This window comes from Paenibacillus oryzae (genome assembly GCF_001675045.1).
Lineage (GTDB): Bacteria > Bacillota > Bacilli > Paenibacillales > Paenibacillaceae > Pristimantibacillus > Pristimantibacillus oryzae.
In genome coordinates, this window is the sequence record NZ_LYPA01000059.1 from 23,553 (window position 1) to 48,814 (window position 25,262).

Below are 25,262 nucleotides of genomic sequence, written 5' to 3' on the forward strand. Positions count from 1 at the left end.
GGAGGGGAGATATGAGCCATTTAGTTGAAGAGAATTTAAAAGCAGTGCGGCAGCAGATGGCTTTAGCCTGCCAGATATCGGGGCGCAAAGCCGAGGATGTGAAGCTGCTGCTGGCCACCAAGACGGTTCCCCTGGATAAGCTGCACATGGCGATAAATGCGGGTGAAACTCTGTTTGGCGAAAATAAAGCGCAGGAGCTTGGAGACAAGTATCCGCTAATGCAGCAATACAACCAGTTACAGTGGCATTTTATCGGCCATCTGCAAAGTAACAAAGTAAAGGATGTTGTTAAATACGCAACGCTTGTTCATTCGGTCGATCGTTTGAGGCTGGGCGAGGCGTTGCACAAGCAGCTTTTGAAGGAAAACAAAACCATGGACATTCTGGTGCAAGTCAATACGTCCTATGAGGCAAGCAAATTCGGAGCTTCTCCCGAGCTGACTCTGGAGCTGGTCGAGCAATTGTCACATTATGAAACGTTAACTATAAAAGGGTTGATGACCATCGGCAAGCTGAATGCAACGATTGAGGAAACGCGCTCCTGCTTTCGGCTGTTGAAGACTCTTCAAGCGCAAATCAAGGAAAAGGGCTTTCCTCGTGTCGCAATGGATGAGCTTTCAATGGGCATGTCCGGCGACTTTGAAATCGCTATTGAGGAGGGCGCAACGATCATTCGCGTTGGAACAACCGTGTTTGGTGAGCGGTATTTGCCGGATCGGCAATACTGGCAGAAGCAATCAAATGCCTAAGAACGAGTGGAGCAGCACAACTAAAAACAGGGAGGTATCAACATGAATAATACGATAAACACAGGCACAGACAAAGTAAAAAGAGGAATGGCGGAGATGCAAAAAGGCGGCGTCATTATGGATGTGATGAGCGTTGAGCAAGCCAAAATTGCGGAGGCGGCAGGGGCGACGGCAGTAATGGCTTTGGAGCGCGTGCCTTCGGATATTCGTGCGGCAGGCGGGGTAGCCCGCATGGCCGACCCAACGCTTGTGGAGGAAGTGATGAAGGCTGTAACGATTCCGGTCATGGCCAAAGCCCGCATCGGCCATTACGTAGAAGCCAAGGTGCTGGAGTCGCTGGGAGTGGATTATATCGACGAAAGCGAAGTGCTGACGCCTGCCGACGAGGTGTTCCATATTAGCAAAAGTCAATTTACCATTCCGTTTGTCTGCGGTGCGAAGGACTTGGGCGAAGCTTTGCGCCGCATTGGGGAAGGGGCAGCCATGCTGCGGACAAAAGGGGAGCCGGGCACAGGCAATATTGTTGAGGCCGTTCGTCATATCCGTCTGATCAATGGGCAAATTCGCAAGGTGCAGGGATTGTCCAGGGATGAGCTGTATCACGAGGCCAAGGTGCTTGGCGTATCGTATGATCTGCTGCTGCAGGTTTACGAAGCAGGCAAGCTGCCTGTCGTTAACTTTGCCGCAGGCGGAGTGGCTACGCCTGCGGACGCCGCGCTTATGATGCATCTGGGCGCAGACGGCGTGTTTGTTGGATCGGGTATTTTCAAGTCGGATAGTCCCGAGAAGTTTGCGCGCGCTATTGTTGAAGCAACAACACATTATGAGGATTATTCGTTAATTGCCAATGTCTCCAAAAATCTGGGAACGCCTATGAAGGGAATTGAAATCTCCAGCCTGCAGCAGCATGAACGGATGCAGGAGCGCGGTCATTAACAGACAAAAGGGTGCAGGAACAGTCACTTATGCAAAAATAATTCCAGCCAGCCTGGACATTCCTTCCTGAATCGCGGCTTCATCCACTCTGGCGAAGCCGAGCACCCAGCCTTTTCGCTTGCTCTCCAGGCCATATTGGCTAAGCGGGTAAATGCGGATGCCCTTTTGCAGCGCCAGGCTGGTTACGGCGGCTTCATCAAAGGCCGGCTCCGCTTCAAGCAGCATATGCAGCCCCGTTTCTGCGCCGCTGAGCTTGAAGCGTTCGCCAAGGCCCGTTGTCATGATCGCTTTTGTCATGGCCGCATGCCGGCGCCGGTAAATATTTCGCACCTTTCGCATATGGCGCATGAAGTGGCCATGCTCCATAAAATGGGTAAGCGTCAGCTGCTCCATAATGGGCAGATGGCGATAGGTAAATTCCTGAACGCGCGCAAGCTGGCGAATAGCATCTCTGGGGCCAACCAGCGCCGACATCCGAATGCCGGGAGCGATCATTTTGGAAAAGCTCAGCATATATAACGTATTCTGAGGCCGCTGGCTGAACAAGGTGGGAAGAGGATCGCCGCGATAGCGAAACTCGCTGTCATAATCATCCTCAACAATCCATAAGCGTCGTTCGGCGGCCAAATGCAGGAGCTGCTGTCTGCGAGGCTCGGACATAATGACGCCAACGGCGCATTGATGCGACGGCGTCACATACACCAGTCTGGATTCGGGATGTACGCTGTCTACGCATAATCCGTGTTCATCGACGGGAACCGGCTCCACGTTCATGCTCCGGTACTTCATCGCCATCCAGGCGGAAGGAAAGCCGGGATCTTCAACGGATACGATCGCTCCTTCATGCAGCAGCGCCTGGGTAATCAAATCCAGGCTGTGCTGCGCGCCGGAGGTCAATAAAATCTGATCGACGCTGACATGAACGCCGCGTTCAAGCGACAAATAACGGGCAATCTGCTCCCGCAGCGGCAGGTATCCGTAAGCGTCGCCATAGGTCCAGCTCCCCGGCGCTGTAGTGGCGGCGGCCTTCAGAAAGGAATGCCGCCAATCCTTCAGAAATGGCTCATCCAGATAGGGATCATGAGGGCTGAAGTCGATCTCGGGCTTGTGCTGCTCCTTGTTTCCAAACCAGCTTTGCAAATGGCCGATAGCGGAGTTTAATAAGGGCAATTGCGGCAGATCGGGTCCTTGAGCGGGAACCTCTTCGGCAGAACGGGGGTTATAGGTCCATTCGTTAACCCTTGTGCCGCCGCGCCTGGAGGTTACGGTATAGCCGCGGCTGAACAGCTCCTCATATACGGTTTGGATTGTGGAACGGGAAACGCCAAGCAGCTGTGCCAGCTCGCGGGTGGGAAGCAGCAGCTCGCCAGGCGGCCATTTACCGGTTGTAATATTAAAGATGGCTTGATCAAGCAGCTGCTGCCAAATAGGACGATCATCTTGACGATTCACTTTAAGCAAGGGTTTCGCCTCCAAGCTATGTCGAAATTATGGATTGTTCATTAGCTGTATAAATTGTATCTATCTGTAGTCCATTGTTTGCTATCGTATCATATAAATCGTTGCTGCGGCAACGGATTGGCGGAAGGGGAGAGCTCTATGAAGGTATTGGAGCAGCAGGACAAAGCAATTGCAAACGCGATCAGGCAAGAGACGGCTCGCCAACAAAATAAAATTGAGCTTATCGCTTCGGAAAATTTTGTGAGCCGGGCAGTAATGGAAGCAACGGGGACGGTATTGACCAACAAATATGCGGAGGGCTACCCCGGAAGAAGGTTTTATGGCGGCTGCGAATATGTGGATCAGGTTGAGGAGCTGGCTATTCAGCGCGCAAAAACGCTGTTTGGCGCAGAGCATGCCAATGTGCAGCCTCATTCCGGCGCGCAGGCCAATATGGCCGTTTATTTTGCCGCCGTCGAGCAAGGCGATACCATTCTGGGCATGAATCTGGCCCATGGCGGACATTTGACACATGGCAGTCCGGTTAATTTTTCGGGCAGGTTCTATCATTTTGTGCCTTATGGCGTAGATGAGCAGTCGGGCCGCATTGATTATGATGAAGTGCGAAAGCTTGCCCACAAGCACCGTCCGCGCATGATCGTGGCAGGAGCCAGTGCTTATCCGCGCATGATTGATTTTGAGCGGTTTGCACAAATTGCAGACGAAGTAGGGGCGCTTTTTTTTGTCGATATGGCGCATATTGCCGGAATTGTTGCGGCAGGCCTACACCCAAGCCCCGTGCCGCATGCTCATTTTGTGACCACAACAACGCATAAAACATTGCGGGGCCCAAGGGGCGGCATCATCCTATGCCGGAAATCCTGGGCGCAGGCCATTAATAAAATGATGTTCCCGGGCGTGCAAGGAGGGCCATTGATGCATGCCATTGCAGCCAAAGCGGTTGCTTTTGGAGAAGCCCTGAAGCCGGAGTTTAATGTCTATATCCAAAGAGTGCTGGAAAACGCAAGAACATTGGGAGAAGCGTTAATGAATGAAGGGCTGACGGTTGTTTCAGGAGGAACGGACAATCATTTGCTGCTGTTAGACCTGCGTCCGCTTGGACGAACTGGAGCAGAAGCTGAGCGTTTGCTGGATGAGGTAGGCATTACCGCCAATAAAAACGCCATTCCTCATGATACGGCAAGTCCGTTTGTGACGAGCGGCATTCGCTTCGGTACGCCGGCGATGACGACGCGGGGTTTGGGCCCGCAGGAAATGAAGGACATTGCGAAGCTGATCGGACTTGCGCTCAAACATCCCGAAAGCTCCGCGGTGAAGGAGCAAATCCGCAGAAGTGTACATGAAATAACGTCAAACTTCCCTTTATATGAAGGACTAGAGGGGTGATGGCGGGTGGTTTACAGGTATAACTTTAACGCTGGACCGGGCGCGTTGCCGAAGGAGGTTCTGGAGGAAGCGCAAGCCGAACTGCAAAGCTTTCAGGGAATGGGCGCTTCTATTATGGAAATATCCCATCGCAGTAAAGCCTATGAAGCCATTCATTTTGAAGCACAACAGTTGATTAGGGAGCTGATGGGCCTCTCGCAGGATTATGAGGTGTTGTTTCTGCACGGCGGGGCCAGTCTGCAATTTTCGATGGTGCCGCTTAATTTTTTGACGGAGGGCAAGGCTGCGGGATATGTGCACTGCGGAACGTGGTCGGGCAAGGCGTGGCAGGAGGCCGGGAAAATTGGAGAGACGCGCCTGCTGGCAAGCGGCATGGAAACAGGCTTCAAGCAAATGCCCGATTTAAGCCGTTTGCCTCTTTCCGGGGATATGGCGTATGTTCACCTTATTTCCAATGAAACGATTGGCGGCATCCAATGCCACAGCTTCCCTGATACCGGAGAGGTTCCTTTAGTCGTGGATATGTCCAGCGATATTTTTTCCCGTCCCATTGATGCAACCCCGTTTTCATTTATTTACGCCGGCGCTCAAAAAAATCTGGGACCAGCGGGCGTGACAATCGCTATCGTTCGACGGTCCTTGCTGGAGTGTATCCCTGATACCATTCCAGATATTTTGAGCTACCGCATACATGCCAAGCATCGTTCGCTCTACAATACACCGCCTGTTTTTTCGATTTATATGGTAAATCTTGTGTTGAAATGGATCGTGAAGCAAGGCGGAGTACAGGGCATAGGAGCGCGGAACCGGCAAAAAGCAGACCTGCTGTACAATGTGCTGGACAATAGCGGAGGCTTTTATGAAGGATTGGCCTATAAGGACAACCGATCTATTATGAATGTGACCTTCCGAGCACATAATCCGGAAATCGAAAACAGGCTGCTTGACGAGCTGGAGCAGGAGGGCTTCCTGGGCTTGAAGGGCCATCGCGATGCCGGGCACCTGCGAGCATCTATTTACAATGCAGTTACTTACGAGCAATGTAAGGCGCTCTCTGACTTTTTGATAGGCTTTCAAAGAAGTAATGGATAATAATCATAACGACAGACTATGGTTACGATAAGCAATTTGAAATTGATGGTGCTCCTGTTCATTCCTATAATGAGATCAAGTAGCGAAGCTACATTACGAATGAAGGAGAGATTAGAATGGCGCAAGCAATTTTTTATCATGCAGGTTGTCCGGTATGTGTAGATGCAGAGCAAGTGGTGGTGGAGTATCTCGATAAGGCAAAGGTGACTACGGAGATTGTTCATCTTGGCACAGCCCCAAACCGGATTGACGAAGCCGAGAAGGCGGGCGTTAAATCGGTTCCGGCGTTAGTGCTTGACGGCAACGTATATCATATCAACTTTGGCGCTAGTATTGAGGATGTAAAAGGCTGAATTGATGGGAGGAGGATATAGGCATGAGCCTTGGCGCTGCAAGAAGGGATTTACACTCAAGGGCCGCGTTTGAGCAAGCCAAAAGAGTAATGCCCGGCGGGGTCAACAGCCCTGTCCGCAGCTTCTCTACAGTAGGCTTGACGCCAATTTTTGCCGCAAGAGGTCGAGGTTCGCACATCTTTGACATGGATGGCAATGAGTATATTGATTACATCGGCTCCTGGGGCCCCTTAATTCACGGCCATGCCCGTCCCGAGATCATAGAGGCGATTACGGAAGCGGCTGCTTGCGGAACCAGCTTTGGTTTATCTACCGAAATGGAAATCAAAATGGCGGAGTTTATATGCAAAAGCATGCCGTCTATCGAAATGGTGCGTATGGTCAATTCAGGCACGGAAGCGTCAATGAGCGCATTGCGATTGGCCAGAGGCTATACAAGGCGTCAAATAATAGTGAAATTTCAAGGCGGCTACCATGGACATGCCGATGCCTTATTAATCAGGTCCGGGTCCGGCACAGCTTCGCTTGGCTTGCCGGACAGTCCGGGAGTTCCTGATAGCGTGGCGGCCCATACGCTGACAGCGCCCTATAATAGCATGGATAGCGTTCAGCTATTATTTGAACGCTTCGGGGAGCAAATAGCCGCTGTTATCGTGGAGCCCGTTGCAGGAAATATGGGAGTTATACCGCCAAAGCCTGGATTGCTGCAAGGCTTGCGCGACATTACGCAGCAATACGGCAGCTTGCTTATTTTTGACGAGGTGATGACGGGTTACCGGGTGGGCTTTCATGGCGCACAGGGATTATACGGGATCAAGCCTGATTTGACTTGTCTTGGCAAAATCATCGGGGGCGGCTTGCCCGTTGGCGCTTATGGCGGCAGACGCGACATTATGGAGCAGATTGCTCCCGTCGGGTCTATCTATCAGGCGGGAACATTGTCGGGCAACCCGCTTGCGATGGCGGCCGGATATGCTGCCTTGCGTTTGCTTGAAGAGCCGGGCTTGTATGAGGAGCTGGACAGAAAAACGGCCAAATTGGCGGATGGCTTTAAAGAAAATGCCAAACAGACGGGCATCCCGCTTCAAATAAACAGAGTAGGCTCGATGGTCTCAGCCTTTTTTTCACAGCAGGAGGTTGTCGATTACGATACAGCCAAAGGTTCGGATATAGAGCTGTTTAAAGCTTATTATGCCATCATGCTGGAGCTTGGCATTTTAACTGCTCCCACGCCTTACGAGGTGGGTTTTGTTTCAACCGCTCATTCCGATGAGGACATTGAGGAAACGATCAGAGCCCACTATCGGGCATTGCTCAGAATCAGCAGTAAAGGGTGAGGAATGTGAATATTTCCGACGTAAGGGAATTTTTCCCTATCTTGCACCAAACCATCAATGGTTGCCCGCTTGCTTATCTGGACAGCGCGGCATCGGCGCAAAAACCGATTCAGGTCATTGAGGCTTTAACCCATTATTACGAGCAAAATAATGCAAACGTTCATCGGAGCGTCCATACATTGGGTTCCCGCGCAACAGAGGCCTACGAGGGAGCGCGCGTCCGGACAGCCCGCTTTATTCATGCGAAACAGGCGGAGGAGATTGTTTTTACGCGCGGAGCAACGGCCTCCATTAACCTTGTTGCAGGCAGCTATGCGCGGGCTGTATGCAAGGAGGGGGACGAAATTGTTGTGTCTGCCATGGAGCATCACAGCAATCTCCTTCCCTGGCAGCAAGCGGCAAAGACAACAGGAGCCGTGCTCAAGTACATTCCGCTGCAGGCAGACGGCAGCTTTACCATACAAGAGGTAGAAAACACGATTACGAATCGCACAAAAATCGTGGCGATATCCCATATCTCCAATGTGCTGGGCGTTGCAAACCCTGTACAGCAAATAGCACAAATTGCCCATAAGCACGGAGCCGTCATTATGGTCGATGGAGCGCAGAGCATTGCGCATATTAAGGTGAACGTTCAGGAATTGGATTGCGATTTCTATGCTTTCTCCGGCCATAAAATGAGCGGGCCAACCGGAATTGGCGTGTTATACGGAAAAAAAGCCTTGCTTGATGGAATGGAGCCAATTGAATTTGGCGGAGAAATGATCGCCGAAGTAGGGCTGCATGATGCCTCGTGGAAGGAGGCTCCATGGAAGTTTGAAGGGGGTACCCCTATTGTTGCGGGCGCTATTGGTCTAGGTGCAGCTATTGATTTTTTAAAGCAAATCGGACTTGATGTTATCGAAGCGCATGATAAGCAATTGACCCGTTACGCTATTGAACAGATGAAGCGAATGGAGCATTTGACGCTGTACGGGCCGGAGGAGGGACGCTGCGGTCTTGTGACGTTTAACATGGATCATATTCATCCGCATGACCTCGCTACGGTTCTGGATATGTATGGCGTAGCGATTCGGGCGGGACATCATTGCTGCCAGCCGCTGATGAGACATTTTGGGGCAGGTGCTACGGCTCGCGCCAGCTTTTATTTGTACAATACGGAAGCGGATGTCGATCAGCTCTTAAATGGGCTGAATAAAGCGGCATCCTATTTTGAGGGGGTGCAGCCAGGATGAACATTCATTATTTGCAGCATGTCCCCTTTGAGTCGCCCGGACGGATAACGGATTGGGCAGCCGATAAAGGGCATTCGTTAAGCGGTACCCTGGTGTATGAAAACACCGATTTTCCTCATCAATCTGCATTTGATCTGCTTATTGTTTTGGGAGGTCCCATGGGCGTTTACGAGGAAGACCGGTTCCCATGGCTCATTGCCGAAAAAGCTTTTATTAAGGCATGTATTCAAGAGCAAAAGCTGGTGTTAGGCATATGTTTGGGCGCACAATTGATCGCAGAGGTGCTTGGCGGAAAGGTGGTCCAAAATCCGTATAGGGAAATAGGCTGGCTCCCTGTAAAAATGACGGAAGAGGCTCGGAATACCGTTTTCCTCAAGCATTTTCCAAGGGAGTATACACCTTTTCATTGGCATGGCGATACCTTCCAATTGCCTGATGGAATCAGGAGCGCTGCCGTTTCGCCGGGATGTGCTAATCAGGCATTTGAATATAACGGCCGCGTGGTTGGGCTGCAATTTCATCTGGAGAGCAGCAATGACAGCATCAGCAAATTGATTCAGCATTGCAGAGAGGAAATGGAGCCCGGCATGTATGTTCAACATTCCTATCAAATGCTGAATCAGACCTCACTATTGGAGAAATCCAATGAATTATTGATAGAATTGCTAAATGCAATGGAAATGAATGCTCCAATGTTTAAACAGGAAAGCGAGTTGAGCTACAAATCTCATGAGTCCTATCCCGTTATTGGCGATTAATTTTGGATCATTTTCAGTTAAAAAGAATGCGCCGCACAAGGGGCAATATGTGCCTCATGTTCAACTGGCCGCTACAAATGATACGATTGTTGATTTTGCTGAAGGCGGACTTACGGTTGTTTATGCATACCCGCGCACAAGCCCGGCAAGCGGCGATACTCCGGCTGGCTGGGATTTCATTCCCGGCGCGCGCGGCTGTACGGTGCAAAGCTGCGCGTTTCGAGATCATTATGCTGAATTAAAGGAGCTGGGGGTAAAACGGTTGTTTGGCCTGTCCACGCAATCGACTGATTACCAGAAGGAGGCCGCAAGGCGGCTTCATCTGCCGTTTCCGCTGCTGTCGGACGAGACCCTTGCTTTTTCCCGGGCGCTGAGCCTGCCTCTTTTTAAGGCGGGAGGTATGACGCTTATCCAGAGACTAACGTTAATCATTAATGGCGGAAGAATCGAGCATGTGTTTTACCCCATTAATCAACCGGAGAAAAATGCCTCGGATGTAGCAAAGTGGCTGGCTCTGCGAAACGCCTGAAGGCGGTGTCAGGAGATGCGTCAGGCGTGTCAAGCGAGACATCAGGAGACGTCATGCCGTTTAAAAGCTCCTGCTTTTAACAGTCGAAACCAATTGCTCCATAAAGATGCGGCTGGCTGCGCAGAGATGTTTGTTTTTACGATAAACAACGCCTATCTGTGTAGTGAACGCCGGATTTTGCAAAGGAATCATGCGAATGCGAGGATTAGCGATGTAATCCAGATATCCCTTTGGCAAAAGGGTAGCCCCAACACCCTCGCCAACCATCGTAATGATGGATTCCATTGTTGTCATTTCCAGCACAGGCTGAGGCGTAAAGCCTAACATTCGGCACTGTTCATTTATAACTTGCCGCAGAAAATAAGTATTCGGCAGTAAGACAGAGGGTATCTCTTTCAATAGTTCAAGCGTTGCATATTCGGTCTGCGCGCTGGGGTGATCTGCAGCTATAGCAAGGGCAAGGTTTTCCTTATAAAGCGGAATGACTTCAAGCTCCTCATGCTCCATCGGCAAAAATACTATGCCTAGATCAAGCTCATTTTGCAGCAGCCCGCTATAGATATCCCCGGTTCGCATGCCAAGCACGGAAAGCTCGACGTTGGGGTAAGCCTGATGGAAGCCCATCACTGTTGGCGGCAGCAAATAATTAACAACGGTAAGGAGAGCTCCGATTTTTAATGTGCCTCTCTTTAAGCCTTGCAGCTCGCTGATTGCCGCTCGCGCCTGATCCAGCTCATGAAAAACATTGTAGCCATGATGCAGCAACGCTCGACCCGCCTCGGTTATCATCGTTTTTTTGCCGACGCGATCAAAAAGAGACATGCCGATTTCATGCTCCAGCAGACGAATTTGCTGGCTAAGCGAGGGTTGGGTAATACCAAGCTTTTCGGCGGCACGGGTAAAGTGCAATTCCTGACATAACGTCATAAAGTATTCCAGTTGCTTCAGTTCCAACTTGCATCCTCCTTGGCTGCTTCATTTAAAATGATAGTTTATTATTATGATTATACAATTAATCATATCCTGGAGGTATAGCCAAATGGTAAGGCGAGGGTCTGCAGAACCCTGATTTCTGGTTCAAATCCGGATACCTCCTTATAATGATTAGCGGCTCTAGCCAGCTCGAAGCTTGAGCAATAAGCTTATGCTATACTCATTAATGTGGTAATTTTTATTAATGGAGCTGATTAAATGAGTGAAGCATTAAATGAGCAAGAGTTAATAGCCTATATTGTGGAACAAACAAAAGCAAAGCCGGAGGAAGCCCGTTTAGTCTTGCAGCATGAGGCAGCGTATATTGATCAAGCGCATAAGAGCGGACGGAAAGAGGTCGATATTGATTTTGACGATCTCGTGGACTATATATTAAAGCGCAAGGACGTTAAGATCACCGAGATGATGGTAGAGGAAATCCTGGAAGCTGAAATGGATTATTTGATGGATAAAGGTTTAGCAGGATATGAGGATTAATGATTTAGTAACTAAAAAAGCCATCGCTTTTAGCCAAAGCGGTGGCTTTTTTCTATGCATTTCCATGCTAAAACGAGCGGAGCAGAACGTTTTTTCATATTCCTTCATCTCTTTCCTGAAATGGGAAATAATAATGAAATTAAGAGCTAAATTTAGCTTAAATAAAGCTGATATACACCGAGTTTAGCTATTTACAGCGCTTACATTCTGTCATAAACTAATTTCACAGCAGAAATAACGAATGAAACGTTGCTAAATTTAGCAAAAGTTATGCAATTTATCCTTCACTAAAATAATTAATGGTAAGGAGTGATGAAGTGTCCATTGCAACCTTGAATTTTGAGAGTCATTACTTAAAATCCAATCACGAGATTACGGTTATTTTGCCAAACAAGCCGCGTCATTTAACAGCCAAAAGCTTTTATGAAAGCGGAAAAAAATATAAGGTGCTCTGGCTGCTTCATGGAACCTACGGCGATCACACCGATTGGCTGCGCCGGACCAACATCGAGCTGTATGCCTGCGAAAAAGATTTGATCGTGGTTATGCCAAGCGCGCTTAACAGCAACTACTCCAACTGGGATTCAAGCATGATGGGATTTGGCATGTACGACTACCTGACGGAGGAGCTGATGCCGCTAATCTACAATTGGTTTCCGGCTTCGGACAAACGAGAGGATAATTTCATCGCGGGTTTGTCCATGGGCGGACGGGGAACGATTAAATATGCGGTCAATCACCCGGAACGCTTTGCGGCGGCGGCTGTGCTGTCTGCGGCTCCTGTCGAATACAGCAAGCTGACGGAGGAGGAGTTGCAGCAGGACGATATGTTTACCCGACGTTTACGGAGCATGGTGGACAATGCGGGAGGGCTTGAGCGATTTATCCATTCTGAAGAAAATGTATGGTCAATTATGGATTCGCTTGCAGGCAGCGGAAGACTGCCGAAGCTCCTATTCGCTTGCGGAACAGCGGACACGATGATCTATGAGAATCTCAAGCTTTTTAGGGACCATGCGGAAAAAACCGGAATCCCGGCGGAATATTGGACGCTTGAGGGCTATGGGCACGAATGGAGATTTTGGGATCTGGCCATTCAGAAGGCGCTTGAATTTTTCGGACTGGAAGACTCGGGGGCAAGTCCTTACTAGAAGATTATCACCATCAGCAATAAGGGGGATGAATACTAATGAAGGGTAAAATCGTAATTACGCCAGGCACGCCGGATGATAACAACAGAGACTATTTGCCCGAGGCGATTAAAGGCTCCGATCTGGTCGTAAATGAAAACGGAAACAATTCGCAGGTTTATCCGGAAAGACTGGCGGAGCATAAGGATATCGTTGTGGACGGCATTGAGGATACGTGGTATGAATACGTGCCGGCGTCCTATGACGGAAGCAGGAAGGTTCCGCTGGTGGTGTCCATGCATGGCGGGCTGATGACGGGTTGGGGACAGGCTATTTATACATCATGGACATTGGTGGCTGACCGGGAAGGCTTTATCGTGCTGTTCCCAAGCGCGGGCCTAAGGCGCTTCTGGATCGTGGATTGCGAGAAGGAGAAGCTTGACGTTGCGGCTGCTCCGCGAGACGACGGAATTTATATCAATATGCCGCCGGAGCATCCCGAGGATAATCATGATATGAACCTTGTATTGGGGCTTATTGACCGCTTGAAGGACAAATACGAAATTGATGAAGGGCGCGTTTTCATTCAAGGCATGTCCATGGGCAATATGATGACCAGTCAAATTGCCCGTTATTACGGAAATGTGTTTGCGGGCAAGGCGGGTTCAGGAGGACCTTCCAGTCCAGGACTGCTGTTTGATGAGCGGGATGAGCTCATTAATCGCGGCGGTCCGCTGGCGGTTTGGCAAACCCGGCTGGAGCATGATATAACGCCACCTCATTTTAAGGGAGATACGGAATACGTAGTTCGCCGCAACCGCGAATATTGGAAACGGCTTAATGAATGCAGCAGCCTGCCGGAAATCAGCATTGTCGGGGAAGATAATTTTGCCTTCTACAGCGGCTCCAAAGCAGATTTGGTCTTCCGGGATGTCAAAAACCGCGATCATGGCCAAACATTCGACGATGCGCAGCTCGTATGGGATTATCTGTTCTCCGGTGTTCGGAGAGCTGCGGACGGAAGCATTATCCGCGATCCATCCATTGCGCCGAGGAAAGGTGACGCTTGTGCGGTCGTGCTGATGGAAGGCAGCAGCAAGGCGTATGTCAACAATCGGCTGGTGACGATGAGCGGCCCGGCCATCCTTAGACAAAAGCTGAAATATCATGGACTTAACGGCGACAGCATTGTCAGAGGAGAATATGTATGCGTACCGGTCTCCTTTGCGGCGGAGGTGTACGGAGGAAGCTGCAGCGCTTCGGAAAGTGGCCTGACGGCGGAGCTGTCATTGCCGGATGGACGGAAGCTGCAATTCGCTCGCGGAAGCATCGGCTGTGTCGTAGACAATAAAGTGCAAGCGATGTTGTGCGAAGCTGTATTCCAGAACGGAGAGCTCTATGTTCCCATTCAGTGGATCGGCCAAAGCTTGTTTAATCATTTTGCATCCTCCTGCGAGGGCGTGTTCTATATGACGGATCATTATGCGGTCTTGTCCAAAAACATGGCGCATCTGATTCGCGACGAGGTGCTAAGCTGATGGCCGTGTTAAAAATGAACTTTTTATCCCAATCGCTGGGCATGCAAACCAATGTCACCGTTTGTCTGCCGACCTACAGCTTTGCGGACAGTATGGAAGGCAAACAGGTCAAGTATGTTCGCGGCATGTCTTATCAAACGTTGTATTTGCTCCATGGGGGCAGCGGCGATGACGGAGATTACGTCAATTTTACCAATATTGTCCGCTATGCGGACATGCATAAGGTGGCCGTCATTATGCCAGGCGTGCACAATTCCTGCTATACCGATGTCGAGGACGGGGCAAAGTATTACACGTATGTTGCCGAGGAACTACCCAAGTTATGCGAAGCCTTTTTCCCGCTGTCGCTCCGCAGAGAGGACACCTTTGTCGCCGGCTTGTCGATGGGCTCGCACGGAGCCATGAAGCTGGCCATGCATTATCCGGAGCGCTATGCGGCTGCGCTTATGATGTCGGGCGCTTCTTATCGTCCGGGTGTTCCGAGCATGGTCAAAACGTTAAACGGCGAGTTCGATTTCCAGCATGAGATGAAAATCCCGGTTAGCGGAAGCCTGCAGGCCAAGCTGGTGGACCCTGCTTTTGTCCACGGCACGGTAAACGATGTTTACGCCGCCGCGCAGCGCAATGTCGAACAAAACAAATCGTTGCCCAAGCTGTTTTTCCGCGTTGGAGACAGCGATCATGCCTTGTATAGAACCTTGCTCGCCGAGCGCGATTTGCGGGAGTGGGGGTACGATACCACGCTGGAGGTCGTGACGGGAATGGGACATGAATGGGATTTGTGGGATGAGTCCTTGCGTCTGGCCATGTCGGAGTGGCTTCCGCTCAGACGCGAGCCGATATACCCGGACGATACCAAAGAATAGCTTCTTTTAGACAAGTAGTGGCAGGCAGCTAAGGATGGGCTCAGGTTTTGGAGTAAGGAGGGGGATTCATGGTAAAACGCAACCAGACGGTAAGCGTCAAGCAAATTGCCGAAGCGGTAGGAGTATCGCCTAGCACCGTCTCGATGGTGCTGAACAACAGGGGCGGGGAATTCCGCATTGCGGATGTGACCAGCGAAAAAATCATCCAGACGGCCAGCGAGCTTGGCTATCAGCATGAGACGCGCACGAAACGCAAGAAACGCGGCTTTAGCAAAACGCTGGTATGCGCTTTTTGCCCGGTGGATTTCAATAATGGTCCTATATCGCAATTATATGCCGGCATACATCGTTACTTCGCAGAGCTTAATCAAAAGTATGAAACCATCGTTTTTCCATATGAATTGGGAAAGCTTAAGGATAAAATTTCGTTTATTTCCAAGGACTTTATGTCGGGGGCCGTCATGATGGCGCTAAACGACGAGGATATTTCTTTTATTGAACATACCAAATTCGATATCCCCGTTGTTTTGTTTAATCGTACAGCCAAAGGCTATAGCTCCGTTCTGACAGACGATTATACCGTAGGCTACAACGCAATGGAGCATTTTATGAAGCGCGGACATTCCCGTTTGGGCATTGTATCGCCCAATTATTCAAGCCGGTCGCTTAGCCTCCGGTCCACGGGGTACCGGGACAAATTCAGAAGCAGCGGAGCGGAGGAGGACGGTTCCTATTCCTATGTGACAACCTACGGGGACCCTAGCGATGCGGGAGGTTATGCCGCAATGGAGAAGCTGCTGCAATCCGGTGAGCCGCCGACAGCTTTGTTTGTGTCGATCGACAATATGATGAGCGGGGTGATTCGCCGGATCAAGGAACACGGCATTGCCGTTCCGAAGGATATGGAAATCATTTCTTACGGTAGCATGCCCTTTACCAACATCGTAAGTCCAACGATTACCAGCTTTGTTCCGTCATCGGAGGAAATGAGCTATAACTGCGCCAAGCTGCTGCATCGCTACATCGAGGACGGCGTATGGAACGACAATGTAAAGATCAGCTTCGAGGCAACCTGCGTGTATCGGGAAAGCTGCCCGGAATGAACAGAATAAGGGAAAGATAGGGAGAGTATCATGAAAAAAATAACAAACAAAATTATGCTGATTACTTATGCGGATAGCATGGGAAGCAACCTCAAGCAATTGCAGCAAAGTCTTGCGGAGCATTTTGAAGGCGTGATTGAAGGGGTGCATGTTCTGCCTTTTTTTCCTTCATCGGGGGACAGGGGGTTTGCGGTCATTCATTACGACACGGTTGATCCGGAATTTGGCGACTGGGAGGACATCGTCAGCTTTGGAGAGCGTTATTACCTGATGGCGGACTTCATGATTAATCATGTATCCATTCGAAGCGAAGAGTTCAGGGATTATATGGCCAATGGCGACGCTTCTCCGTATAAGGAAATGTTTGTGCATTGGAACGAGTTTTGGCCAAATGGCGAGCCGACGGAGGAAGAGCTGGATACGCTGTACCGGCGCAAAATGCAAGGCCCCTATAAGGAATTTACGCGTCAGGACGGCAAGACGGTCAAGCTGTGGAATACCTTTTTTGAAGAGCAGGTCGATATTGACCCGTGGGCGCCGGCGACGCAGCAATATTATGAGCGGAATTTGGGAAGATTGGCGGAATATGTGCCCCTCATTCGTTTTGATGCTTTTGCATACGCTTCCAAAAAGCCTGGAACAAGCTGCTTTTTCGTCGAGCCGGAGGTTTGGGATGTGCTGGATATCGGCATGAAGCCGCTGGAGCGCCATGGAACGGAGATGCTGCCGGAAATCCATGAAAATTACAAAATCCAGATGAAAATGGCGGAACGGGGACATTGGGTATACGATTTTGCGCTGCCTATGCTAATGCTGCACGGCTTGATGACAGGCCGCACCGACCGGCTTGTGCACTGGATGAACATTTGTCCGCGCAAGCAGTTTACAACGCTGGACACCCATGACGGAATTGGCGTAGTTGATGTAGCGGGATTGCTGGACAATGACGAAATTGATCTGGTCAGAGAACGGGTCAACGCCAAAACGGCCGATTTTCAGCAATACATCCAGCTGCCGTCAGGCATTATCAAAATGTCCGGGGAAAAGGCGAGACAATACCAGCTGATGAGCACCTATTATTCGGCGCTTAACGAAGAGGACGACGCTTACCTGCTGGCGCGGGTTGTTCAGCTCTTTGCGCCGGGCATTCCTCAGGTTTATTACGTCGGCTTGCTGGCAGGCGAAAACGATGTGGAGTCGCTCAAAGCCATTGGCGAAGCAAGAAGCCTCAATCGGCACAATTATACACTGGAGGAAATTGCCGAACGCGTGCAGCATCCTATGCTTCAGCAGCTATACAGCATTATGCGGTTCCGCAACAGCTGCCCGGCCTTTGACGGGGAAATCCAGATTGATCAAAACACGGAAAACGGAAAGCTGGGCATCACATGGAGGCTTGACGAGCATTGGACCACGCTCAGGGCAGACTTCCAGAGCCGGGCGTTTCAAATTACAGGCGGCAAGGGCGACGAATCGCCACAGGTGTTGTTTCACAATAACAGTCTGACGGGAGAGATGCAGTCATGAGCTTTAGAAGCAGAGTGGATGCCGAATTGAGAGAAGGCCTGGACATATTGCCCGTTCTCAAGCTGCCGGATGATCTTGATGAAGTCAGAAAATTCAGTCCGTTGCCGCGAGAAAAGGCTTCGGATGTTCGGGAAACCGACCTTTACATCCAAGGCGCCGGGGGCCAAAATATGCTGCTCAAAAGGTTCGAGCCGGTTGAGCAGACGCCAGGCGAGCTTCTTCCGGCGGTGCTCTGGATTCACGGGGGAGGTTACATTTTGGGCCATCCCGAAGCGGAGGGGGCGCTTTGCGAGCAGTTTGTGCAGAAGGCCGGGTGTATTGTGTTTGCTCCGGATTACCGTCTGGCGCCCGAGCATCCCTATCCGGCCCCGCTTGAGGATTGTTATGCGGCGTTATCCCATATGGCGAACGAAGCGGAGTCGCTGGGTATTGATGCATCGCGGATAGCCATCGGAGGCGGAAGCGCCGGCGGCGGTTTGGCGGCGGCCCTTGCGTTGCTGGCAAGAGATAGAGGCGGCCCGTCCATCTGTTTTCAAATGCCGCTATATCCCATGCTTGATGACCGCAATGAAGCGCCCTCCACCTACGAGGAGATGGACCCTGCCGTATGGAACCGGGAAAACAATCAGGCTGCATGGAGGATGTATCTTGGCGAGCATGGCGAGGGAAGCCCTTATGCCGCGCCGGGCCGCGCCGTTGATCTTAAGGGGCTTCCGCCCGCTTACCTGTGCGTAGGTCAGATGGATCTGTTCCGGGATGAAACGATTTCTTATGCCGCCCGGCTCGCGCAAGCGGATGTCGATGTTGAGCTTCATGTGCATCCCGGCTGCTATCATGCCAGCGAGCTTTTTATACCGGACGCTGCAATCAGCAGACGCGTTCGGCTGGAATATGTGGCTGCAATGGCAAGGGCGCTCGGCAAGAGCGGAACGACTGGAGGAGGTGATGCGCAAGAGCGCCATACCAGCACCAGTGCAAGCGCCGCTATGAGCCAAACGATCAGCGCCAGCACCAGTGCCGGTACCGATAACAATCAGAATTAATGCAGGGGGTCGCGGGTTTATTGCTTGTCTCTAATTCAAAGGGGAGATAGAGGAAATGGGCATACTAAGATTCAGCTATCGTTCCGAACTATTAAGCCTGACAACGAACATTACGGTTTGTTATCCCACCGCCAGCTTGACAACAAGCTTGGGCTATCAGGACCCGCATGCCGAGGTGAAGGGGAAAAAGGCGTACCGGCCCGGTATGAAATTTCAAACGGTCTATCTGCTTCATGGAGGCGGCGAAGACGATACGGTTCCGTATCGGTATACGCAGCTGGAGCAATTCGCGGAGCGCAATATGGTGATGCTTGTGTCTCCTTCGGTGAATGACAGCTTGTACGCCAATACGAAATACGGCTTCAAGTACTTCGATTATGTTACGCAGGAGCTGCCCGTGGTCGTACAATCGCTTTTTGCATCCGCGCCGGGCAGAAGCAACACCTTCGCGGTAGGATTGGCAATGGGAGGCAATGGAGCGCTAGCGCTAGGCTTGAAGCGCCCGGATCTATATGAGGCCGTGGTGGACCTGTCCGGCGGGATCGGCATGACGCTGGATCGCGTGGGCTACATGGAAAGCCTGGACTGGGAGTTCCCGATTGTCCGAAATACCCTTCCGGGCAAGGATGAATACGCCGGCTCGGAGCATGATCTTCGCAGCTGCGCGGAGGAGATTATAGCCGGGGGCAAGCAAGCGCCAGCCTTTTTTATCGGAGTTGGCAGCGAGGATTTCATTCGGGATCGCGTTTATAACGATTACAGGGTATTGGACGAGCTGGGACTAAACGTCAGCTATGAAGAAGCGCCGGGTCTGGGGCATGACTACGGGTTCTGGAATCTCTATCTCGACAAGGCTCTCAGCACATGGCTTCCTCTCAAGAGAACACCGATTTACGGAGACGAGTAAACCAATCTCAAGCACAAACAACAAGGGGGATAAACGGCATGTTGAAAAAGAGCGTTAGTATATTGTCCATTCTGGCATTGTCGCTTACTATGCTGGCCGCTTGCGGCAAGGATAATACAAGCACGACTCCGGGGCAAACCGCATCCGAGGAGCCGTACACAGTTAACTTTGCTTATCATGCGCCAAAAGAAGGCAATCAGACCGAAGTAAATGCTCTCATCAACGAACTGACAATGAAAGAATTAAATATGAAAGTCAACTTAATGCCAATTACATGGGACACCTATAATTCCAAAATGCCCATGATGCTGGCCGCGCAGGAGCCTATCGACATCTCCTTTGTGTTTGCCTTCAGTCTGCCAAGCTTTATTGATCAGGGGTATATTGTGGATGGCTCCGACTACGAGGAATATACAAAGGATCTTTACAAGGTGCTGGGCGATGATTTGCAAGGCGGCTATATCGGCGACATGCTGGCCGGCTTCCCCATGATGAACGTTCGAGGCACGCCGTCGGGCATCTTCGTTCGCAAGGATATTTTTGAGGAGCTGGGCTACAAGGCTTCGGACTTCAGCGTTACGACAGACGATATGTCCAGCTTTAAGCAAATTACGGACCTGTTTGCCAAGGTTAAGGAGAAATATCCCGATATGACGCCGTTTGACGGCTTCCGTACCTTTGGCCTCAATACCATTACGTACGTGGACGGAATGGGAGACAACTTCGGCGTTCTCGAAAACTATGGTCAAGCAGATAAAGTAACCAATTATTATGAATCCGAGCAGTTCAAGCAATTTGCGCTGCTGAACCGCGAATGGTTTACTAAAGGGCTTTCGTCCAAGGATATTGCCGTAGACAAGGAGCTTGGACAAGCCAAGATGAAAGCGGGAAAAACATTTGCTTTCTTCGCCTCCTACGGCGCAAACGCCATTACGGACGTTAAATCGCAAACCGGGTACGACACGGTGCTGATTCCGGTGTCGAGCAAGATGAAATCCACAACAGCCGTTAACGGTGCATTAAACGTTGTGCTTAACACCTCTGCGGATAAGGCAAAAGCATTCCAGTTCCTGAACTGGGCATACAACAGCAAGGAGTTTAACGATTTGCTCAATTGGGGCGTGCCGGGCAAGGACTGGGTCGTTAATGCGGACGGTCAAGCCGATTATCCCGAAGGCGTCGACGCAACTAATGTCAATTATCATTCCGACTACGGCTTTATTTATCCCAATCAATATTTGATGACGCCATGGGCGGGCAGCCCTAAAGACATCTGGGAAAAATACAAGGCCTTTAGCGACGACGCGATCGTATCCCGCGCCTTCGGCTTTACCTTCGATTCCTCGTCGGTTGCGATGGAGCAATCCCAGCTGGCGGCTGTATTGGCCAAATATGAAAACGCCATCTCGTTTGGAGCAGTTGACCCTGAGCCTACGCTGAAGCAGCTGAACGACGAATTGCACAATGCAGGCCTGCAGACGGTTATGGATGAAAAACAAAAGCAGCTGGACGCTTGGCTGTCCAAACAGAAGTAGCCAGCGTTTCGGAAGCGTCTGTCCGAAAAATCAAACGGAACGAATAAATATTTAGCAGCGAGTACCGGAGGGAAAGGGTGTCTTGAGGGCGAGTAGGATCAAAAAAAGCGGACAAAAATGTTTGAGCTTCCAAGACACCCTTTTCCGGTAGGGACCGGTTTTGCTGAATAAGTATTCTCCGTAACAAACTTTTCGGACAGCCCCTTCCCGATGATGGATAGGAAAGGAACTGACCTATATGAACAAAGGAAGCCTTTTAAAGAGATTAAAACCTTTCTTGCCGCTTTATTTGATGATGATTCCTTGCGCGGTTTATCTCATTGTCAATAACTACATCCCGATGGTGGGCATTATTTCTGCATTCAAATCGTTTAAAGCGACGGAAGGGCTGCTGGGAAGTCCGTGGGTAGGCTGGAAAAACTTTGAGTTCCTGCTTCGGACAAGCGACATCGGCGTTATTATTCGAAATACGCTGCTCTATAATGCGGCGTTTATATTGGTGAACAACCTCGTCGGCATCGTATTAGCGATTCTAATAACCGGCGTCAGGAACAATAAGATGAAAAAGGTATATCAAAGCTCTGTATTGCTTCCTTTTACGATGTCGATGGTTGTAATCAGCTATGTCGTTTTTGCGTTTCTAAGCCAGCAGAACGGATTGCTCAACAACAGCATCTTTCAAAATAATCCCGTGGAATGGTACAGCGATACAACGTGGTGGCCTCTTATTTTGACCCTGGTGCAGTGCTGGAAGTATGTCGGGTATGGCGCTTTGATCTATATTGCCGGCATATCTGTCATTGACCGTTCGTTGTATGAAGCGGGAGCCATTGACGGAGCGGGCACCTGGAAGCAAATGACCCATATTACGCTCCCGGCTTTGGTGCCGTCTATTATTACGCTGTTCCTGCTGAGCATCGGCAGAATCTTTTATTCGGATTTCGGATTATTCTATTTAATCCCGCAAAATTCCGGCATGCTGTTTAATGTAACAGCTACGGTGGACACGTACGTGTATAGCGCATTGATGTCGCCAGGCGGCATCGGCCGTTCAGCCGCAGCGGGTCTGGTGCAGGCAATGGTCGGCTTTGGCCTTGTCTTGCTGGTTAACGCCATTGTTCGCAAATTCAGCGCAAAAGACGCTATTTTCTAAAGAAGGTATGAGGGGGCGGAGGCCATGACCTACAACAAAACGCACCAGACGGTATCCCATATCCTGTTGCTGCTTGTTACGCTGGCTATGATCATTCCTTTGCTGCTGCTGTTTATTTCATCCGTGACGGATGAGAAGGCGCTTGTTGCAAACGGGTATTCATTTTTTCCGGAAAAGCTCAGTTTAAACGCATACGGATATATATCAACCAATTCAGGCACGATTTTTAAAGCATACGGCATTACGATCATTGCAACGGCGATTGGTACGGCCGTCGGAGTGCTCATTACGGCAATGATGGGGTTTGCGTTGTCCATCAAAGGTTTGCCGGGCAAAAACGCCATCAGCTTTTTCGTCTATTTCACTATGCTGTTTAATGGAGGTTTGGTCCCTTCCTATATTATGTGGACAAGCCTCGGGACGGTAAACACGATTTGGGCTTACGTCGTCCCGTTTTTGCTAACGAATGCATTCAGCATTATTTTGATACGATCTTATTTTGCATCCAACATTCCAAACGAACTGTATGATTCCGCCAAAATCGACGGAGCGGGATTTTTCCGGATATTTATGGTCATTGGCATGCCGCTGGGCAAACCCATCCTTGTTACGATCGGTTTGTTCTCCTGTCTGAATTATTGGAACGACTGGCAAAACGGCTTGTATTTTATTACCGATCCCGACATGCTCAGCATTCAGGCGCTCCTGAACAAAATGAACCAGAATTTGCAGGCGGTCATTACCTATACCAGCACAAGCTCCAGCAGCACGGCAACCTTGCCGCATGTGTCCATTAGAATGGCGATAGCATTTGTGGCTATATTGCCTATTTTGGTCATGTATCCGTTCCTGCAGAAATATTTTGCAAGCGGCATTATGGGCGGGGCGGTCAAAGGGTAACGAATGAGAGATGAGCGGAGGGGACGTTGAAGCATGGGTGAGACTGAAAAAGGGATCGCAGGAAGCGTTTATATTCCGCCGGGCACGCCTAACGAGGCAAACCGGGATTATTTGCCGGAAGCCATCAAAGGCTCGGATATGGTCGTTAATGAAAACGGGAACAATTCCTTGCCTTATCCAAAAAGGCTTAAGGAATATACAGCGGTTGTGGATGGAGAAACGGCGAGCACCTGGTATGAATATATCCCGTCCTCCTATGACGGAACGAGCAAGGTACCGCTTGTTGTTTCCCTGCATGGCGGGTTGATGACCGGCTGGGGACAAGCCATTTATTCATCCTGGACGCTGGTGGCGGAGCGGGAAGGGTTTATCGTTTTGTTTCCCAATGCCAGCGAGCGGCGGGTCTGGATGGTGGAATGCGAGAAAAAAACGCTTGAGCTTTTTGGCAAGCCGAACCCGGAGGGGTTTTATCTTCACACGCCGCCGGAAAACCCGGATGAAAACCGCGACATGAAGGTAATCAGGACGCTTATCGCTCATATGGGCCAAAAATGCAGCATCGACGAACATCGTATTTTTATCCATGGGATGTCCATGGGGGATATTATGGCAAGCCAATTGGCCCGGCATTACGGGAGCTTGTTTGCCGGAGCGGCTGGCTCGGCGGGCCTCACTTGGCCGGAGGTAATCTGGGATGCCAACGGCGAGCCCATTAACGGCTCAGGGCCTCTTGCGGTATGGCAAGCGCGCATGGAGCATGACAGCGTGCCGCTGCACGATAATGAAACGGGCCAGTTTGTTGAGCGTAACCGGGAATATTGGAAGCGGGTAAACGGCTGTTTGGAGTTGCCGGAGATTCGTATCGAGGGCGAAAATAATTTTGCCTTCTATAAAGGAAAACACGCTGATTATGTGTATCATGAAATCAAAAATCGGGACCACGGACAAACCTTCGACGATGCGGAGCTGGTTTGGGATTATCTTTTTTCCGGAGTGCGGCGGGATGATTCGGGGAAACCGTCCGGCAGCGAGCCGCACATGGAGAGGCGCGGGGACAAGTGGGCAATCGCGCTGGCCAGCGGCAGCGACAAAGCTTATGTGCATAACCGCCTGATGTCTATTGGCGGACCGGTTTTTAAGCATCAAAAGCTCAAATATCATGGCTTAAACGGCGATTCCATTGTGCGCGGCGACTATTTTATGACGCCCGTGTCCTTTGTTGCTTCATTGCTGGAAGGAACGGTCCACGTATCGCAGGAAGGGCGTTCGACAGAAATACGGCTGGCTGACGGGGGCAGCTTTCAATTTGCGCAAGGCAGCATAGGCTGCGTAGCCGGAAACCGGGTCGAAGCGATGTTTTGCGAGGCTGTCTACCGCAATGGAGAGCTGTATATTCCGATTGAGTGGATATTCCAGCGTCATTATAACCGTCATGCTTCTTCTTGCGGCGACGTGCTCTATCTGACCGATCATTATGCACAATTATCTCGCTATATGGCGGAGCTGATACGCGACGAGATTTTGTAAAGGAGCGCTTGTTATGGAAGAATCAAAAACGAATCAAGGGCAAGAAAACCCCGAGGCTGATAAGCTAAAGCAGCTGGGGGCGATGATGCAGGAGCGCAGATTAAACAATTACATCGACTTAAACCGTTTGGCGCAAAAAAACGGCGTGGTATTTGCCGGCGATTCCATCACCGAGCATTTTCCCGTTCATGAATTGCTTGTTTCCAAAAAGCCGGTCTACAACCGGGGAATAAGCGGGTATACGACTCAGGACATGCTTCGCGGCATTAAGCATCTTGTATTGGAGCTGGAGCCTTCGCAGGTCATTCTGCTCATTGGCACAAACGATTTGGGAGAGGGAGTGCTCTGGCAGGAGGTTGTTAAACGGATCGCCGCTTTGTGCTCCGCCATCCGGGACGGCGTGCCGAATGCCGAGCTGACCGTGCTGTCTCTGTATCCCGTTAATGCTGAGCGTGAGCGCGATATGCCGTTTCCGGTTGTGCGCACACGCACCAATGAAGATATCAGAGCTATAAACGAGGGAATAAGAGAGCTTTCGGCGGGGCTTACCATTCACTATCTGGATGTATACGAGCTTTTATGTGACGGGAATGGATGGTTAAGGGCTGAATATACGTATGACGGACTGCATCTGGGCGTGTCCGGCTACGAAGCAATCAGACCGCAAATTCAAAAGCTGATGAAATGACGAGCCTGCTTGGAAATATGAGTATTAAGGGGCAACAAG

General features: G+C 50.5%; 24 protein-coding genes and 1 tRNA gene. 23 read left to right on the forward strand and 2 right to left on the reverse strand.

Annotated elements, in window-relative coordinates; translation table 11 throughout:
- Positions 1-11: 11 nt before the first annotated feature.
- Both A7K91_RS13190 and pdxS read left to right on the forward strand, forming a co-directional pair.
- Positions 12-749, forward strand: a complete 738-nt coding sequence (locus A7K91_RS13190) for a YggS family pyridoxal phosphate-dependent enzyme (RefSeq protein ID WP_068683429.1) — start codon at positions 12-14, stop codon at positions 747-749.
- A gap of 42 nt (positions 750-791) precedes the next feature.
- The gene (gene pdxS / locus A7K91_RS13195) at positions 792-1,685 is read left to right on the forward strand and encodes a pyridoxal 5'-phosphate synthase lyase subunit PdxS (protein WP_211274528.1); all 894 of its coding nucleotides are present in this window, start codon (positions 792-794) and stop codon (positions 1,683-1,685) included.
- Positions 1,686-1,712: 27 nt separating this feature from the next.
- Here pdxS and pdxR read toward each other — a convergent pair whose 3' ends face one another.
- A complete protein-coding gene (gene pdxR / locus A7K91_RS13200; protein WP_068683431.1) occupies positions 1,713-3,146 on the reverse strand; it encodes a MocR-like pyridoxine biosynthesis transcription factor PdxR in 1,434 nt (477 codons plus the stop codon).
- A 138-nt stretch (positions 3,147-3,284) separates the two neighbouring features.
- Here pdxR and A7K91_RS13205 point away from each other — a divergent pair, with 138 nt between their 5' ends.
- The 7 genes from A7K91_RS13205 to A7K91_RS13235 all read left to right on the forward strand — a co-directional run bounded on the left by A7K91_RS13205 (position 3,285) and on the right by A7K91_RS13235 (position 9,836).
- Entirely contained in the window at positions 3,285-4,532 is a 1,248-nt protein-coding gene (locus A7K91_RS13205; RefSeq protein WP_068683433.1) for a serine hydroxymethyltransferase, read from the forward strand.
- Between the two features lie 6 nt (positions 4,533-4,538).
- Entirely contained in the window at positions 4,539-5,624 is a 1,086-nt protein-coding gene (gene serC / locus A7K91_RS13210; RefSeq protein ID WP_068683435.1) for a 3-phosphoserine/phosphohydroxythreonine transaminase, read from the forward strand.
- 116 nt (positions 5,625-5,740) lie between these two features.
- Positions 5,741-5,977, forward strand: coding sequence for a thioredoxin family protein (locus tag A7K91_RS13215; protein ID WP_068683437.1), 237 nt, complete (start codon positions 5,741-5,743; stop codon positions 5,975-5,977).
- 23 nt (positions 5,978-6,000) lie between these two features.
- On the forward strand, positions 6,001-7,314 hold the full coding sequence (gene hemL, locus A7K91_RS13220; RefSeq protein ID WP_068683439.1) for a glutamate-1-semialdehyde 2,1-aminomutase: 1,314 nt from the start codon (positions 6,001-6,003) through the stop codon (positions 7,312-7,314).
- A gap of 5 nt (positions 7,315-7,319) precedes the next feature.
- A complete protein-coding gene (locus A7K91_RS13225) occupies positions 7,320-8,549 on the forward strand; it encodes a cysteine desulfurase (protein ID WP_068683441.1) in 1,230 nt (409 codons plus the stop codon).
- Positions 8,546-9,307 (forward strand): type 1 glutamine amidotransferase, encoded by a 762-nt coding sequence (locus A7K91_RS13230; protein ID WP_068683443.1) that lies wholly within the window; start codon positions 8,546-8,548, stop codon positions 9,305-9,307. Before A7K91_RS13225 ends, A7K91_RS13230 begins: the two co-directional genes overlap by 4 nt.
- 49 nt (positions 9,308-9,356) lie before the next feature.
- The gene (locus A7K91_RS13235) at positions 9,357-9,836 is read left to right on the forward strand and encodes a peroxiredoxin (protein WP_211274529.1); all 480 of its coding nucleotides are present in this window, start codon (positions 9,357-9,359) and stop codon (positions 9,834-9,836) included.
- Between the two features lie 60 nt (positions 9,837-9,896).
- Here A7K91_RS13235 and A7K91_RS13240 read toward each other — a convergent pair whose 3' ends face one another.
- Entirely contained in the window at positions 9,897-10,790 is an 894-nt protein-coding gene (locus A7K91_RS13240; protein ID WP_068683447.1) for a LysR family transcriptional regulator, read from the reverse strand.
- A gap of 71 nt (positions 10,791-10,861) precedes the next feature.
- Here A7K91_RS13240 and A7K91_RS13245 point away from each other — a divergent pair.
- The 14 genes from A7K91_RS13245 to A7K91_RS13315 all read left to right on the forward strand — a co-directional run bounded on the left by A7K91_RS13245 (position 10,862) and on the right by A7K91_RS13315 (position 25,223).
- Positions 10,862-10,932: transfer RNA gene (locus A7K91_RS13245), tRNA-Cys, on the forward strand.
- Positions 10,933-11,027: 95 nt separating this feature from the next.
- Entirely contained in the window at positions 11,028-11,306 is a 279-nt protein-coding gene (locus tag A7K91_RS13250; RefSeq protein WP_068683449.1) for a hypothetical protein, read from the forward strand.
- 317 nt (positions 11,307-11,623) lie between these two features.
- Positions 11,624-12,457 carry an alpha/beta hydrolase gene (locus A7K91_RS13260; RefSeq protein ID WP_068683453.1) on the forward strand — a complete coding sequence of 278 codons (834 nt, stop codon included), beginning with the start codon at positions 11,624-11,626 and terminating at the stop codon, positions 12,455-12,457.
- A gap of 38 nt (positions 12,458-12,495) precedes the next feature.
- Positions 12,496-13,974 carry a CE1 family esterase gene (locus A7K91_RS13265; RefSeq protein ID WP_068683455.1) on the forward strand — a complete coding sequence of 493 codons (1,479 nt, stop codon included), beginning with the start codon at positions 12,496-12,498 and terminating at the stop codon, positions 13,972-13,974.
- A complete protein-coding gene (locus tag A7K91_RS13270) occupies positions 13,974-14,840 on the forward strand; it encodes an alpha/beta hydrolase (RefSeq protein WP_068683457.1) in 867 nt (288 codons plus the stop codon). Before A7K91_RS13265 ends, A7K91_RS13270 begins: the two co-directional genes overlap by 1 nt.
- A 68-nt stretch (positions 14,841-14,908) precedes the next feature.
- Positions 14,909-15,943 (forward strand): LacI family DNA-binding transcriptional regulator, encoded by a 1,035-nt coding sequence (locus A7K91_RS13275; protein ID WP_068683460.1) that lies wholly within the window; start codon positions 14,909-14,911, stop codon positions 15,941-15,943.
- 30 nt (positions 15,944-15,973) lie between these two features.
- Positions 15,974-17,470 carry a sucrose phosphorylase gene (gene gtfA / locus A7K91_RS13280; RefSeq protein WP_068683462.1) on the forward strand — a complete coding sequence of 499 codons (1,497 nt, stop codon included), beginning with the start codon at positions 15,974-15,976 and terminating at the stop codon, positions 17,468-17,470.
- Positions 17,467-18,513, forward strand: a complete 1,047-nt coding sequence (locus A7K91_RS13285) for an alpha/beta hydrolase (protein WP_082967450.1) — start codon at positions 17,467-17,469, stop codon at positions 18,511-18,513. The genes gtfA and A7K91_RS13285 overlap by 4 nt, the downstream gene beginning before the upstream one ends.
- 55 nt (positions 18,514-18,568) lie before the next feature.
- Complete coding sequence (locus A7K91_RS13290) at positions 18,569-19,420, forward strand: alpha/beta hydrolase (protein WP_068683464.1); 852 nt, start codon at positions 18,569-18,571, stop codon at positions 19,418-19,420.
- Positions 19,421-19,458: 38 nt separating this feature from the next.
- Complete coding sequence (locus A7K91_RS13295) at positions 19,459-20,955, forward strand: ABC transporter substrate-binding protein (RefSeq protein ID WP_068683466.1); 1,497 nt, start codon at positions 19,459-19,461, stop codon at positions 20,953-20,955.
- A 238-nt stretch (positions 20,956-21,193) separates the two neighbouring features.
- Positions 21,194-22,108 (forward strand): ABC transporter permease, encoded by a 915-nt coding sequence (locus A7K91_RS13300; RefSeq protein WP_068683468.1) that lies wholly within the window; start codon positions 21,194-21,196, stop codon positions 22,106-22,108.
- 24 nt (positions 22,109-22,132) lie between these two features.
- On the forward strand, positions 22,133-23,008 hold the full coding sequence (locus A7K91_RS13305) for a carbohydrate ABC transporter permease (RefSeq protein WP_068683471.1): 876 nt from the start codon (positions 22,133-22,135) through the stop codon (positions 23,006-23,008).
- A gap of 33 nt (positions 23,009-23,041) precedes the next feature.
- Entirely contained in the window at positions 23,042-24,535 is a 1,494-nt protein-coding gene (locus A7K91_RS13310) for a CE1 family esterase (RefSeq protein ID WP_068683473.1), read from the forward strand.
- Between the two features lie 13 nt (positions 24,536-24,548).
- Positions 24,549-25,223, forward strand: coding sequence for a GDSL-type esterase/lipase family protein (locus tag A7K91_RS13315; protein WP_068683475.1), 675 nt, complete (start codon positions 24,549-24,551; stop codon positions 25,221-25,223).
- The last annotated feature ends 39 nt before the right edge of the window (positions 25,224-25,262 follow it).